The organism is Methylocystis sp. Sn-Cys, from assembly GCF_016745395.1.
Taxonomy (GTDB): Bacteria; Pseudomonadota; Alphaproteobacteria; order Rhizobiales; family Beijerinckiaceae; genus Methylocystis; species Methylocystis iwaonis.
This window is the reverse complement of record NZ_JAERVJ010000006.1, coordinates 1-14,572: the sequence shown is the minus strand read 5'-3', so window position 1 is coordinate 14,572 and position 14,572 is coordinate 1. Positions and strand designations below refer to the sequence as shown.

Sequence of the window (14,572 nt, the reverse complement as noted above, 5' to 3'; positions counted from 1 at the left end):
CTGCAAGAGAGTTTTCGGTCAACGACGACCTCCGGTCCGCCGGAACCGCGCCCAACGATGGGCTCGGTCACAGACGCCGCCGTGGAATCCTGCAAAAGATTCCAAGGCGACGCGGTCGTCTTGCCAAGCTTCATAGAAACAAGACGATCGACTGTGTGAACGGACCGCGAGGACGCTCAACAGAAGTCGAGAATATGCCTGTCACCACGCATCAAGCGAATAGACCCAAGCTCGTTGTCGTCGGCAACGGAATGGCGGCCGGCCGCGTGCTCGAAGAGCTTTTTGAGCGCCGATCGGGAGCATTCGACGTGAGCGTTTACGGCTCGGAGCCGCGCGTCAATTACAACCGCATCATGTTGTCGCCGGTTCTCGCCGGTGAGAAGGCCTACGAGGACATCATTATTCATGGCGAGAGCTGGTATGCCCGCCATGGGGTTGCGCTGCATAAGGGCGAGACGGTCGTCTCCATCGATCGAAACGCAAAGCGCGTGACGACGGCGTCAGGCCGGAACGAGCATTACGACAAACTACTCATCGCGACGGGTTCCGCGCCAATCGCCATCCCCGTTCATGGCGTCGATCTGCCCGGCGTTGTCACCTTCCGTGACCTCGACGACGTCGACGCCATGCTGGGACAGGCTGAAAAAGGCGGCCATGCCGTTGTCATCGGCGGTGGGTTGTTGGGATTGGAGGCGGCGGCTGGGCTCAAGTCAAAGGGCATGGCGGTGACCGTCGTTCACTTGATGCCAACGCTGATGGAGCGGCAACTGGATCCCTCCGCGGGCTATCTGTTGCAGAAAGCTATCGAGAAGCGCGGCATCGAGGTTCTGACCGGAACGAACACTCAGGCGATCCTCGGCAGCTCGAAGGTCGAAGCCGTCAAGCTGGACGGAGGCAGAGACATTCGCTGTGACATGGTCGTGATGGCGGTGGGGATTCGGCCCAATGCGCGTCTCGCCAAAGAGGCAGGTCTCGTGGTTGAGCGCGGCGTCAGGGTCGATGACGAAATGCTCACCAGCGATCCTGATATTTATGCAGTCGGCGAATGCGTCGAGCATCGCGGCCAATGCTACGGCCTCGTGGCGCCTCTTTTCGAAATGGCCAAAGTCGTGGCGGCGCAACTGTGCGGCGATAGCGCTGCGCGCTACCAGGGTTCGGTCGTTTCCACGAAACTGAAAGTTTCGGGCATCGATCTTTTCTCCGCCGGCGATTTTACGCCGGGAGACGACGATGACGAGATCGTTTTGCGCGATCCATCGCGCGGCGTCTACAAGCGCATCGTGCTTCGGGATAATCGCGTCAAGGGCGCAGTGCTTTACGGCGAGACCGAAGACGGACCGTGGTTATTCGACCTCCTGAAAAAAGAGACGGACATCGCCGCGATGCGCGATACGCTCATCTTCGGGCAGGCGTATCAGGGAGGCCCTCCCCTGGACCCTACGGCGGCCGTTGCAGCGTTGCCGGATGATGCGGAGATCTGCGGCTGCAACGGCGTATGTAAGGCGGCGATCGTTTCGGCGATCACGGAACAAGGCCTGACGTCTCTCGACGAGGTGCGGGCGCAGACGAAGGCGTCCGCCTCCTGCGGTCAATGCACATCCAAAGTGGAAGCGTTGATCGTCGGCGCGCTTGGAGACACATACAAAGGCGCGACGCGTAAGGCCATGTGCAAGTGCACGGACCTCACGCACGAGGAAGTGCGCGGCTTTATTGTCTCCAGAAGCCTCACCTCTCTGCCGGCTGTTATGCAAGAACTCGGCTGGAAGACCTCCTGCGGTTGCCCTTCCTGCCGACCAGCGTTGAATTACTATCTGCTTTGCGCATTCCCGCTGGCTTACCGCGATGATGCACAATCGCGCTTCGTCAATGAGCGCGTGCACGCAAACATCCAAAAGGATGGCACCTTCTCTGTCGTCCCGCGCATGTGGGGTGGGCTGACGACTCCGAATGAATTGCGCGCCATCGCAGATGTTGCGGATCGCTTCAGTATCCCGACCGTCAAAGTCACAGGCGGACAACGTATCGATTTGCTCGGGGTCAAAAAAGAAGATTTGCCTGCCGTGTGGGCGGAACTCAATCGCGCCGGGCTCGTCTCGGGCCATGCTTACGCCAAGGGATTGCGTACGGTGAAGACCTGCGTCGGCAAGGAATGGTGCCGGTTCGGCACGCAGGATTCCACGGGACTCGGCGTTAAGCTCGAGCGGCTGTTGTGCGGCTCCTGGACGCCCGCCAAAGTAAAACTCGCCGTATCTGGCTGTCCGCGCAATTGCGCCGAGGCGACGGTGAAGGACATTGGCGTCATCTGCGTGGATTCGGGTTACGACCTCCACGTTGCTGGCGCAGCCGGGCTGCATGTGCGCGCAACGGACCTTCTTGGGCATGTCGAGACCGAAGAGGAAACGCTCGAATATGTCGCCGCGATCTTGCAGCTCTATCGAGAAGAGGCCGCCTATCTCGACCGGCTTTACAAATGGGTCGAGAAAACCGGCCTGGAGCGCGTGCGTCATATAATCATGGAAGATCATGTAGCGCGCAAAGCGCTTTATGAACGCTTCCTCGTCTCACAGCGCGCCGTGCGCAAGGATCCTTGGGCGGAACGCGCGGCGGGCTTCAACGCGCAGGAATTCGCACCCTTGGCGATCGTTGCGCCCATTGCGCAACTTGCGGCGGAGTGAGGACGCGCGATGACTCATCTTTCACCAAACTGGTTCGACATTGGGCCGCTCGAGCAAATCCCTCAACGCGGCGCGCGTGTCGTCAAAACGCCGCGACGAAACATAGCGATCTTCCGCACCGCCGGAGACGAGGTTTTCGCCCTCGAGAATCGATGCCCCCACAAGGGCGGCCCTTTGAGCGAGGGCATCATTCATGGCCGAAAGGTCGCCTGCCCTCTCCACAACTGGATCATCGATCTCGACAGTGGATCCGCCACCGGAGCCGATCACGGCTGTGCGCGCAGTTTTCCAGTCAAGATCGAAAAGGGGCGCGTCTATCTCGAAATGACCGCCGCCGTTACGCCATGAAGGAGCGACAATGAGCGCGTCTTCTAAAATCATTCGCACGACTTGCCCCTATTGCGGAACCGGATGCGGCGTCAAGGCGACCGTTTCCGCCTCCGGCGGAGTCCATATTTCCGGAGATGAAGAGCATCCGGCGAATTTCGGCCGGCTTTGCATCAAGGGCGCGACCCTCGCCGAGACGTTGACGCTAAACGAGCGTTTGCTTCATCCGCGAATTTTCGACAAACGCGCGAGTTGGAGCGAGGCGCTTGCAATGGTCGCCGGCCGCTTTCGCGAGGCGATACAGACCTACGGCCCCAGTTCTGTCGCCTTCTATGTCTCCGGACAAATGCTCACAGAAGATTACTACGTCGCCAATAAGCTGATGAAAGGTTACATCGGCTCCGCCAATATCGACACTAACTCTCGTCTCTGCATGGCGTCGACCGTCGCCGGGCACAAGCGCGCCTTCGGCGCAGACATCGTCCCGAATGTTTATGAGGATCTCGAACTCGCGGACCTCATTGTTCTCGTTGGGTCGAACCTCGCCTGGTGCCATCCGGTGCTATTTCAGCGCCTCGAAAACGCAAAGGCCACACGGCCCGAGATGCGAGTCGTCAACGTCGATCCCCGGCGCACGGCGACGAGCGAAATTTCCGACCTCCAGCTTTCGATTGCGCCCGGCTCCGACGTCGCGCTTTTCCTTGGCTTGCTTCGTCACCTCGATCGCAGCGGGAAATGCAACGCGTCTTACGTGGCCCTTCACACCCACGGGTTCGACGATGCGCTCGCCATTGCGGATTCGTGGGACATCGCTTCCGTGGCGAAGGCGACAGGCATCGAACAGGCGTCACTGCAGCGCTTCTATGAGCTTTACGCTGAGAATGAGCGCGTCGTGACGGTCTACTCACAAGGAGTAAATCAGTCGATTCATGGAACCGATAAGGTCAATGCGATCCTGAACTGCCATCTCGCGACGGGGCGTATCGGAAGGCCCGGCGCGGGGCCTTTTTCGGTGACGGGGCAACCAAACGCTATGGGTGGGCGCGAGGTTGGCGGGCTCGCCAATCAGCTCGCCTGCCATATGGAGCTTCATGATCCGCGGCACCAGGATATCGTACGGCGTTATTGGCGTTCGCCCACTATCGCAACCAAGCCCGGCCTCAAAGCCGTTGAACTCTTCAAGGCCGTCTCCGACGGGACGATCAAGGCGCTGTGGATCATTGGGACAAATCCAGCCGATAGCTTGCCCGACGCCGACAATGTGAAAGCCGCGCTGGCCTCTTGCCCCTTTGTCGTTGTTTCCGATGTCGTAGAGCGCACGGATACATCCGAATTTGCGCATGTCCTGCTTCCGGCGCGCGCTTGGGGAGAGAAAGATGGGACGGTCACGAATTCGGAACGGCGCATCTCGCGTCAAAGGCCGCTGCGTCGGGCTCCCGGCGAAACCATGCCGGATTGGTGGAGCATCTGCCGTGTTGCGAAGCTTATGGGTTATTCAAGGGGTTTCGACTACGGTGGGCCCCATGACATTTTTCGGGAATACGCCGGTCTTTCGGGTCATCTGAATAATGGATCGCGGGATTTCGATATCTCCGACTACGACGATATTTCGCAACGCGATTATGACAGCCTTTCCCCTTTCCAATGGCCGCGGCGCAAGGGCTCCTTCCTAAACAGACGATCGCAAAGGTTCTTCGCCAACGGCGGCTTCTTCACGCCGGACGGCCGCGCGCGCTTTATCGTCACGCCGTTTCATGCGCCAAAGAGGCGCAATGCGGGATTGTTCACGCTCAACACCGGCCGTATTCGGGATCAGTGGCACACCATGACCCGGACGGGCGTCGCGCCAAGCCTGTCGCGCCACATCGTCGAGCCCTTTGTCGAAATTCACCCGGCGGACGCCCGAGCCCTCGATATTCTGCCGGCGAGCCTGGCGCGTCTTTCTAATGCGCATGGCTCGGTGATTCTTCGCGCGCTTGTCACCGATCGCCAAAGGAGAGGGTCGCTTTTTGCGCCGATCCACTGGACGCAGCAGAATTCGAGCTGCGGCCGCATCGACGCGCTTGTCGGCGCGAATACGGATCCGATTTCCGGCCAGCCAAATTCGAAAGGCGCGTTCGTTGGCATCGAGCCTTGGCCGGCTGCCTGGTTCGGCTTCGCGCTGACACGCAACAAACCTACCGATGTCGACGCCGGCTACTGGGCGCTGGCGCGAACGGGTTTTGGCTGGCGTATGGAGCTTGCGGGCCTAAGCGAACCGGAAGACTTCGAAAGATACGCCCGCGAACTCTTTGGCGTCACCGCGGACAGCGCAGCACTCGCCTGCGTCGAGGATTTCGGACGAGGGGCGTTTCGTTTCCTTGCCCATCAACATGGTCGGGCGCTGGGCTCGCTTATCGTGTCGCGGGAACCCGTCGAAGCGGCGCGTGCGTTTTTGTGCGAGAAATTCGCCTCGCATGATCCAAAAGACGTGATGTCGCTTCTTGCCGCCCGGCCGCTGTCGCACGCCGATTGCGGCCGCACGGTCTGCATCTGCCACGGGGTCGGCGCGAGAGAGATAGCGGTGGCGATCGACGGCCGCGCGCGAACGGTCGAAGCCATCGGGCGCGCGACGCGCGCCGGGACGGGGTGTGGCTCATGCCGCCCCGAGATTCAGCGCCTCATCAATGAAAAAACCAGCCACGCCAAGCGCGCGATGGCGCCGGCCGAGGATTCACCCCAAGAGGAGCACGCATGAAACTCGACGACTTCAAAAAAGCTGGCCACTGGCCCACGCTGCTTGCCGCTTTCCTTTATTTCGACATCAGCTTCATGGCCTGGGTCTCTCTCGGTCCGCTGATGATCTACATCACCAAAGGCATGCAGATCCCTGTCGAGGACAAGTTGTCGCTTGTCGCGATTCCGGTTCTTGGCGGCGCCTTTTTCCGCGTGCCGCTCGGGCTTATTGCCGATAGCATCGGTTCGAAAAAGGCGGGAATCGTCGCCCAGGCGATCGTGATGTTCGCTGTTGCGCTCGTTAGCGTCCTCGGACTAACCGGTCCTTCAGCGATCGCGCTCTTCGGGATTGTGCTCGGCATCGCGGGGGCGTCTTTCGCCGTCGCCCTGCCCCAGGCGGGTCGCTGGTATCCGCCGCAATACCAAGGCTTGGTGATGGGCATCGCAGGCGCCGGAAATATGGGCGTTGTGCTGGACGCGTTGTTCGCGCCGTGGATCGCCGAGACATATGGCTGGCGAACGGTTTACGGTGTGCTTTTCGTCTTGATGCTCGCCGTCTTTGCGATTTACGCAATCGCCGCGAAGGACGCGCCGGGCGCGAAGGCGACGATCAGCCTGTCCGATTACGGCAAGATATTGCGCGACTCCGACAGCCTATGGTTCATGTTCTTCTACTTCATCACTTTCGGCGGCTTTGTCGGGCTCGCCTCTGCGCTGCCGCTTTACTTCACGGCGCAGTACCACGCGTCCGGCGTCGCCGCCGGACTGATGGTCTCCATCATCGTCGCCTTTGGCTCGGGTTTCCGACCCGTTGGCGGCTACATCGCCGATCGGATCGGCGGCGTGAAGACGTTGTCTTTTCTCTTTGCGGCCGTCTCGCTGTGCTACTTCGCGATCGCGCTTCTACCTGCGGGGCCGGCCCCGGCGGCTGGCGCGGCGGGCTGGAATCTGACGCAGCTTCCGCCGGTCGCCTTCGCGGCGGTCGGCTTGTTCTCTATCGGCGTGCTCTGCCTTGGCATGGGGAATGGCGCGGTGTTCCAGTTGCTGCCGCAAAGGTTCCGCCGGGAGATCGGCGCCATGACGGGTCTCGTTGGCGCAGCGGGGGGCTTGGGCGGCTTTTTCCTGGCCAAAACCCTGGCTTTTTCGAAAGGCGCCACAGGCGGCTTCAGCGGCGGCTTTGTTTTCTTCGGCCTTCTTGCGCTGCTCGGCCTCATCGGCTTGTTTATCGTCAAGACCCGGTGGCGCACCACATGGGGCGCGGTGTCTGGGGCGAGAATCTAGCTGATTTCGAGGCGACTCGTGCTGACCCGCTATGATCACGATCTTCGCGTCGAAGCGGGCTTCGCCAGTGAGAAAGGCCGGCGGCCGGACAATCAGGATTACGTGGGGATTTGTTTCGGCCCTCGCGGCGCCGGCGCATTGCAGGGAGTGGTCGCCGCCGTCGCTGACGGCGTCGGCGGCCACAAGGGCGGACGCGCGGCGGCTGAAACCGCCGTTCGCTCCTTTATGGAAGGTTATTATGCTCAGCCAGAAACGATCGGGGTCAGTCGCGCCGCAGCGCGTTCCCTCGAGGCCGCCAACGCCTGGATCGCGGCTCAGGGGCGCGTCGATCCGGCGCTTCAAGGGATGGCGACGACTTTCAGCGCGGTTATTCTATCGCGCCGCGCCGCTTTCGTGGTTCACGTCGGCGACACGCGCGTTTATCGCCTGAACGCAGGCGGTCTGGAGCTGCTGACGCAAGATCACATCGTCGGGGGCGGCGATTTCGCCACCCTGCGCCGTGCGATGGGATTCGAGGAGGCGCTGCTCTTCGATCAGGCGTCTATCAGTCTGGCCTTGCATGATCGCTTTCTGATTTGCTCCGACGGGGTCCATGGGTCGCTGCGCAATCGCGCTCTATGCGGGATGCTTGGGGAGCGTCGTTCGCCGCAAGAAACCGCGGAGACCATCGTCGAAGCAGCGCTCCGCGCTGGAAGCAGCGATAATGCGACCGCCCTTGTTCTGGACGTCGTCGATTTGCCTCCGGCGGATGAGCGCGCCTTATCGCGCGCTATCGAGGCTCTTCCCATTCGAGAGTGGCCTGCGGTCGGCGAAACAATGGACGGGTTCCGCTTGGAATCGGTTCTTTCCGAGGGACGTTACAGCCTGTTGATGCGGGCGACAGACCTGCAAACTGGCAGGTCTCTGGCGCTGAAATTCCCTCACCCCCGCGTTGCCGAGGACGAAACCTACAGGCTCGCCTTCGTCAATGAGGCGTGGGTGGCTGCGCGGGTGAGGAGCCCCTTTATCGGCGAAATCGTCGAACTGCCGCCGGGGCGGCAGACCCGCCTTTATTCGGCCATGCCGTTCTACGAAGGCGAGACGCTAGAGCAGCGCCTGCGGCGGAAGCCGAGCGTCGGGCTGGCGGAGGGCCAATTGATTGCGACGCGCCTTTCCCGGGCCGTCGCGACGTTGCATCGCTCTGGCGTCATCCATCGCGATGTTAAGCCAGATAACGTGATACTCCTGCGGGAAGGCGGGCTGAAGCTCGTCGACCTCGGCGTGTGCCGCGCCCCGCGCCTGGATGATTTCACGAGCCAGGAGATTCCCGGCACGCCGAGCTACATGGCGCCAGAGCTGTTTCAAGGCGCGGTGGGCGACGAAAGCTCCGATCTCTATGCGACCGGCGTCACGATCTACCGCATGTTCACTGGCGCCTATCCCTATGGCGAAGTCGAACCCTTTAGTAAGCCGCGTTTCGGGCGGCCGCAGCCGCTTTGCGCAAAAAGGCCCGATCTTCCCGCATGGCTCGATTTAGCGGTGCAAAAAGCTATTGCAGTCGATCCGCGCGACCGCTTCGGCGACGTCCTGGAGTTCGGTTTCGAGATCGAGAATGGCGCGGCGCGGAGCGGGCCTGCGCCGTTGCGCAAACAATCCCTTTACGAGCGCAATCCTCTCGCGTTCTGGCAAGGACTCTGTCTGCTGCTGGCTTGTCTGCTGATCGCGTCGCTGGCGCTACGATGAGCGCAAATGGCGTTGTGTCAGGGACTGTCGACGCTGATATCACAACATGGCCATCGGCGGCTGGGTCTGGCGTGCGCCTTTGTCAGCAATTGCGCCGAGCGCTTATCGGAGCCGGAGAGACTTAGAGCGGTTCCGTTCTGCGAGCCCAACTCCCCTGCCCTGCTGGGACACCCCGTCTCTGGCGCTCGGGGCCCCGGCAAGGACTCTGTCGACGTGCTTTCTCCCCTTCCGGCTTGAGCGGTTTTCCCATCGGAGCGCCCGCCTTGCGCATACGTAGAATGCTCGACCGATTTTGTCACTTTGGCCAGAAATGTCTTGTGAGACAAGCTTGTCTAAGCGGCGGCTCGAAATGATCCGACGACGTCTTCGGTCCTGGGTTGGCCGCGGCCAACTCCGTCATCTAGTTCCCGAAATTCGGCGTTAACGTCTCGTTTACCTAAAATTCGTTGCGCACAGGCGCCGAATCGTGGTCCTGATACGGGCCAAGGCGAATTTGCGCTTTCAAATCGTATCGCAGGAAAAAATCGTGGGTGCGCAGATAAACGAGGCGACGGCAACTTCCGATGCGCGTATCTCCGCGCATGCGCGCCTTTTGTCCGAACAGCTTCAGGCCCTTGGCACACGACTTTTTCCCCCCGACAGTCACAAGTCGCTCCGATCCTTCTCATCGGGGGAAGCTGCGAAACTTTTGCACGTGTCAGACGGATATCTTCGACAGCTCTCTCTCGACGGGATCGGCCCCGCGCCTGAAATAAGCGCTTCGGGACGGCGCTCTTACACGCTCGCACAAATTAACGAGCTGCGCACGCATATAGCCAGGGTCAAACCGCGCGATGCGCTGTCCGTGTTGCCGCATCGCCGGCCGGGCGAGAAAATGCAGACCATCGCCTGCGTCAATTTCAAGGGCGGGTCGGCAAAAACGACGACGTGTCTGTATCTTGCGCAATATCTGGCGATGTCGGGCTTCCGGGTGCTTGCCGTCGATCTCGATCCTCAGGCATCCCTGTCCGCCCTGCTCGGATTGCAGCCGGAATTCGACCTCGCGGAAGGGGACACGCTTTATGGCGCCATCCGATATGACGGGGCCCGACGTTCGGTCAGAGATTGCGTTCGCAAGACCTATTTCGACGGGCTGGACCTCATCCCCGGCAATCTCGAGCTCATGGAGTTCGAGCACGAAACGCCGCGCGCCTTGGCCCTTGGGACGCGGCTGCCCGGCGGCATGTTCTTCGAGCGGGTCGGGAATGCTCTCGCTGAAATCGAAGCCGACTACGATATCGTTGTCGTCGATTGCCCGCCCCAGCTCGGCTATCTGACGCTCGGCGCGCTTTGTGCGGCGACAGCGCTTCTGATTACGGTTCATCCGCAAATGGTCGACGTCGCGTCCATGTCGCAGTTTCTGCTGATGGCGTCCGATTTGATGGCGGTGGTTCGAAAAGCGGCCGGCGATCTCCGTCACGACTTCATTCGCTACGTCATCACGCGACACGAGCCGCATGACGGGCCGCAGTCGCAGGTCGTAGCGCTGCTTCGGAGCCTTTTCGGCGAGGAGGTGCTCGCCGCCTCGGCATGGAAATCGACGGCCATTGCGGATGCAGGGCTTACCAAGCAGTCGCTTTACGAGCTCGAGCGCGGATCGATCGGGCGCGCGACTTACGACCGCGCCATCGAGTCTCTGGAAGCGGTCAATAGCGAAATTCTCGGGCTCATTCTCAAAACCTGGGGGCGGATTCCATGAGCCGACGGAACATTTTGACCTCGCTCCTCGAGGACAAGTTGGCCGCGGCCAACTTGTCCGACCGCCCTGCCCCGCAAAGCAACGACAGGGTCCTTGCGGGGCCGGTGCGAACGATGAGCTTGACGCTTGATCGGATGGCGGAAGAATCCCGGACGCTCCAGGAGGCGCTCGCCACCGGCTCGGCGGTGGTCGAATTGGACCCCCAATCCGTCGATGTTTCTTTTGTCAAAGACAGATTTTCCGGTCTCGACGATCCCGAGTTTCAGACGCTCAAGGAATCGCTTCGGGCCCACGGTCAGGAAGTCCCTATTCTCGTGAGGCCCCATCCAACGCGTAGCGGCGGCTATCAGGCGGCCTATGGGCATAGGCGCTTGAAGGCCGCGCAAGATCTCGGGATCAAGATCAAAGCCGTCGTGCGCAATCTCGATGACCGGCAGCTCGTTATTGCGCAAGGCATCGAGAATTCCGCGCGGCGCGATCTCTCTTTTATCGAGCGCGCCGTTTTTGCTCGATCCCTCGAGGACAGCGGGCACGATCGCAGCGTGATTATGGCGGCGCTCTCCACCGACAAAACCGAGCTTTCGAAGTTGATCACCGCCGCGCGGGCTCTGCCCGATGCAGTCGTTCGAGCGATCGGACCGGCGCCAAAAGCTGGACGCCGGCGATGGCTGCAACTTGCCGAGCTTTTGCGCGGGAGAAAAACGCTCGCGCGGGTAGAGGCGGTTCTTTCCGACGCAAATTTGCCGGCGGACTCCGACGCCCGATTTCTGAAGGCGTTTGCGGCGGCGATGGAAAAGGCGTCCAAGACGACGCGCGACGAGATATGGAAACGCCCCGATGGCGCGCCTCTGGCGCGCATCAGTCGCGATCCCAAGGCGACCATATTGCGCTTCGACGAGAAAATAGAGCCCGATTTCGGGGCTTACGTCGCCAGGCGCCTGAGCGATCTCTATGAGGAATTCCGCACAAGTCGTGAGTAGCGGATCGTTGCGTAGGAATATCAGGAAAGAAAAGGAACCAGCAAAAGAAAAAGGCCCCCGAAACGTCACCGCCCGGAAGCCCTTCTCATAGAGTAGCACCTAGAGAATCCCACTTCCGCGAATCGCTGTCAAGTGTCGGCGCCGTTTCGGCGAGCTGATTTCTTTTGCCTGAAGAGGCAAAAGAGCATGCGCACATATTCAACGACGCCCTTTGGGCGGCGATCGTTGTCGCTTGCCATGGTGGCGGCGCAAGCGGCGACACGGGATTTTGTCGCCCAACCCGACGCATCGGAGACGGCTGTCCATAAATGGCGGCTGTTTCGCTCACTCACAGAAGCTAAGAGCCCGCTCGGCGTCACTGATCGCGCGCTGTCGGTGCTTCATGCCCTGCTGAGCTTCCACCAGGAAACCGCGCTGACTCTGTCCAAGGGCGGTACGAAGACCGCTGCGGAGGAGGGGATTGTTCCCCTCGCGCCTGGCGTCGTCGTTTTCCCCTCCAACAAAGAACTTTCGATCCGCGCCCACGGCATGGCGCCGGCGACTCTGCGGCGGCATCTTGCGTCGCTCGTAGAGGCAGGCCTGATCATCCGGCGCGACTCGCCTAACGGAAAACGGTTCGCGAGACGCGGGGAAGGCGGCGCGATAGAGGAGTCCTTCGGTTTCGACCTGACGCCGTTGATTGCACGCGCCAACGAAATCGAAAATCTCGCCGAAGAGGTGCGCGCGGAGAACCGCGCCATGGCCCTGTTGCGCGAAAAAATCACGCTCACTCGGCGCGACATCGTCAAGATGATCGAGACCGGCATTGCGGAGGGCGTTCCCGGCGATTGGGAGGCCCGCCACGGCGATTATCGAGCGCTTTCCGGCCGCTTGGCGCGCAAGATGACGCGGGCAGGGTTGGAGGCTTTGGCTACGGAACTGGCGGAGCTTGCCGGGGAAATCACTAACGATCTGGAAACCCATGTGAAACGCCAAAAAACAAGCGGCAATGAGTCTCAGACTGAGCGCCACATACAGAATCAAACCACAAACATTTCTGATCTTGAACCTCGCCTTCGAGAAGGCAGGGCCGAACCGCTCGGGCCAATCGTCGAAGACACGGAAGGCGATAGGGCAGGAGATTTGGGAGGAAAGCTACCCGATCCTAAACTCGAAGCCCGTGCCGCCGTCGCGCCGCGCGCTTACCCGCTCGGAATGGTGCTGCAAGCCTGCCCGGACATCGTCGATTACGCCAAGGGCGGTGAGATTTCTTGTTGGCGCGACTTGGTGGACGCGTCGGCCATCGTGCGGTCGGCCTTAGGCGTTTCGCCAGACGCCTGGTCGCAGGCGCTCGATGTTTTGGGCGAGCATGACGCCGCGATCGTCATCGCCGCGATCCTTCAGCGGGGCGATGAAATCAAATCTGCAGGCGGCTATTTGCGCGTTTTGACGGCCAAGGCGCGGGCAGGGGAATTCTCCCTCGGGCCAGTGCTGATGGCGCTGCTGCGCGGAAAGGCTGGGAAAACAGCGCGGGAGCGAAAAAGGGCAGGGTGACATTCCGAGGCGACGCGCTTGGACGACTGCCCGAGTCGGTCGAGCTTCGCTCGGCATCCGAGGACCAGCGGACCATTATCGCAGCGTTGGAGAATGTGTTTGAAACTTGCGCTCGTGAGCGCGTCGCCGGTTGTCCGGCCGGAAGCGCGCATGGTGCTGGCGGCGAGAACCTTTCGGCGAAGGAAGGCCTGCGGCTTGCTCAATCTTGGAGCGAGTGCGTATCGCGCGCCGTTGCTGGCTTCACGATCGCTACGGCCCATGTGACGCCAGCGATTTAAGCCTCGAATGCGCGAGGCGCTCGCCAGAGGATTCACAACCCCGAGGCTTTGGTGAGATTGACCTTGAAGCGGTCGCGCTTGCGTTGGTAGCGGCGGGTCATTTCCGGGGAGGCGTGGCCGAGGTGTTTTTGCACATGGGCTTCCTCGATCCGCGCCGAGCTCGCGAGGCCGGCGCGCAAGGAATGGCCGGAAAAAGCCAGGCGGCGCTCGCCCTCAGGGAGATCGCCGCGCAGGCCAGCGGCGAGGGCGGTTTTCTGCACGAGCCGCGCGACATGTTTATCGGTCAGGCGCTCCGGCGAGACGCCGCCATTTTTGCGGGCGACGGGACGAAACACCGGCCCGTGACTGATCCGCCCGAGCCTCAGCCAGGTCTCCAGCATGGCGACGGGGCAGGTGAGGGGAGAGGAGCCACAGCCGATTTCGACCTCGCGCCAGCCGGTCTTGCCGTTGATGGTGAGCAGCAGGCCGCCCTCGCCGGAGGCGTCTGAAGCGCGCGTCTCTGGCGATTCCCCGGCGCTCCTATTCGCGGGACGAAAAACCTCGATCCAGCCGGTTCCATCCTCGGTCTGACCGGGGCCGCAATCGAGCCCGACGATTTCCGAGCGGCGCAGGCCGCCGGCGAAGCCGATGGCGAGAATGGCCTTGTCGCGTAAGCCGCGTAGATCATTGTCGAGGACGGCGAGCATGGCGAGCAGCTCGTCGGCGAAGATCGCTTGCTTTTGGACCGGCGGGCGGCCGTGGGTCCGGCGAATGCCGGCGAGCACCGTCGCTATATGCCGATCGGAGGCGTCGAGCGGCGCGCCGAGCTGGCGATAGCGCCAGCAGATACCGGACAGTCGGCGCTCGAGCGACGGGACGCTCAGCGGATTGCGGCCGGGGGCCGCTTCCATACAGGCGGCGAGGTAGAGGCCGACGGTCTGCGGGTCCGGGGGCAGGGGGGCGAGCCCCTGGCGTCGCAGCCAGGAGGCGAAGTGCCGCCAATCGGCGTCATAGGCGCGTTGGGTGTTCTCCGAGCGGGCGGCGCGGGCGTAATCGCGGGCTTTTTCCGAAAGCGCGGCGAGATGCGGCGAGGGGGCCCGCTCGGCGAGCGACGCGCCGCCGTGGTCGTCGGCGTCCTGATTGTCGTCGATGTCGGCCATGTCGTCCTCGTTTTAACGCCCTTTTGGGGCCGCTGGGCTTGGTTCCGGCCGGAAAAATCCGACGCCTGGGCGGGCTTTGGAAGGCCGAAAAGCGGGCTTACCGCCCAGAAATCCGCGCCTCTCGATTCGTGTCCGATAAGCGCACATTATCGGACCTAGATATGATGCGACAAGAGCGGCGGTT

At 61.6% G+C, this 14,572-nt stretch carries 9 protein-coding genes; 8 read left to right on the top strand and 1 reads right to left on the bottom strand.

Annotated elements, in window-relative coordinates:
- Nucleotides 1–194 precede the first annotated feature (194 nt).
- The 8 genes from nirB (at nt 195) to repC (ending at nt 12,971) form a co-directional block, all read left to right on the top strand.
- Nucleotides 195–2,675 carry a nitrite reductase large subunit NirB gene (nirB, locus tag JJT62_RS12590; RefSeq protein ID WP_202073122.1) on the top strand — a complete coding sequence of 827 codons (2,481 nt, stop codon included), beginning with the start codon at nt 195–197 and terminating at the stop codon, nt 2,673–2,675.
- 9 nt (nt 2,676–2,684) lie between these two features.
- Nucleotides 2,685–3,023 (top strand): nitrite reductase small subunit NirD, encoded by a 339-nt coding sequence (gene nirD / locus JJT62_RS12585; RefSeq protein ID WP_202073121.1) that lies wholly within the window; start codon nt 2,685–2,687, stop codon nt 3,021–3,023.
- Nucleotides 3,024–3,033: 10 nt separating this feature from the next.
- Nucleotides 3,034–5,739: a nitrate reductase gene (locus JJT62_RS12580; protein ID WP_202073120.1), complete on the top strand. Its 2,706-nt coding sequence runs from the start codon at nt 3,034–3,036 to the stop codon at nt 5,737–5,739.
- Nucleotides 5,736–6,998 carry an MFS transporter gene (locus tag JJT62_RS12575; RefSeq protein ID WP_202073119.1) on the top strand — a complete coding sequence of 421 codons (1,263 nt, stop codon included), beginning with the start codon at nt 5,736–5,738 and terminating at the stop codon, nt 6,996–6,998. Before JJT62_RS12580 ends, JJT62_RS12575 begins: the two co-directional genes overlap by 4 nt.
- A gap of 18 nt (nt 6,999–7,016) precedes the next feature.
- A complete protein-coding gene (locus JJT62_RS12570; RefSeq protein WP_370568541.1) occupies nt 7,017–8,720 on the top strand; it encodes a bifunctional protein-serine/threonine kinase/phosphatase in 1,704 nt (567 codons plus the stop codon).
- Between the two features lie 538 nt (nt 8,721–9,258).
- Nucleotides 9,259–10,458, top strand: coding sequence for a plasmid partitioning protein RepA (repA, locus tag JJT62_RS12565; RefSeq protein WP_370568553.1), 1,200 nt, complete (start codon nt 9,259–9,261; stop codon nt 10,456–10,458).
- Nucleotides 10,455–11,438, top strand: a complete 984-nt coding sequence (gene repB, locus JJT62_RS12560; RefSeq protein WP_202073117.1) for a plasmid partitioning protein RepB — start codon at nt 10,455–10,457, stop codon at nt 11,436–11,438. The genes repA and repB overlap by 4 nt, the downstream gene beginning before the upstream one ends.
- A gap of 186 nt (nt 11,439–11,624) precedes the next feature.
- On the top strand, nt 11,625–12,971 hold the full coding sequence (gene repC / locus JJT62_RS12555; RefSeq protein WP_202073116.1) for a plasmid replication protein RepC: 1,347 nt from the start codon (nt 11,625–11,627) through the stop codon (nt 12,969–12,971).
- Nucleotides 12,972–13,281: 310 nt separating this feature from the next.
- Here repC and JJT62_RS12550 read toward each other — a convergent pair whose 3' ends face one another.
- A complete protein-coding gene (locus JJT62_RS12550) occupies nt 13,282–14,388 on the bottom strand; it encodes a tyrosine-type recombinase/integrase (RefSeq protein WP_202073115.1) in 1,107 nt (368 codons plus the stop codon).
- Nucleotides 14,389–14,572: the final 184 nt, after the last annotated feature.

What these genes read in the sequence shown, in the direction of transcription:
- JJT62_RS12575 (WP_202073119.1), top strand. Translation starts at nt 5,736, where the DNA reads ATGAAACTCGACGACTTCAAAAAAGCTGGCCACTGGCCCACGCTGCTT.
- repC (WP_202073116.1), top strand. Translation starts at nt 11,625, where the DNA reads ATGCGCACATATTCAACGACGCCCTTTGGGCGGCGATCGTTGTCGCTT.
- JJT62_RS12580 (WP_202073120.1), top strand. Translation starts at nt 3,034, where the DNA reads ATGAGCGCGTCTTCTAAAATCATTCGCACGACTTGCCCCTATTGCGGA.
- nirB (WP_202073122.1), top strand. Translation starts at nt 195, where the DNA reads ATGCCTGTCACCACGCATCAAGCGAATAGACCCAAGCTCGTTGTCGTC.
- repB (WP_202073117.1), top strand. Translation starts at nt 10,455, where the DNA reads ATGAGCCGACGGAACATTTTGACCTCGCTCCTCGAGGACAAGTTGGCC.
- JJT62_RS12550 (WP_202073115.1), bottom strand. Translation starts at nt 14,388, where the DNA reads ATGGCCGACATCGACGACAATCAGGACGCCGACGACCACGGCGGCGCG.
- nirD (WP_202073121.1), top strand. Translation starts at nt 2,685, where the DNA reads ATGACTCATCTTTCACCAAACTGGTTCGACATTGGGCCGCTCGAGCAA.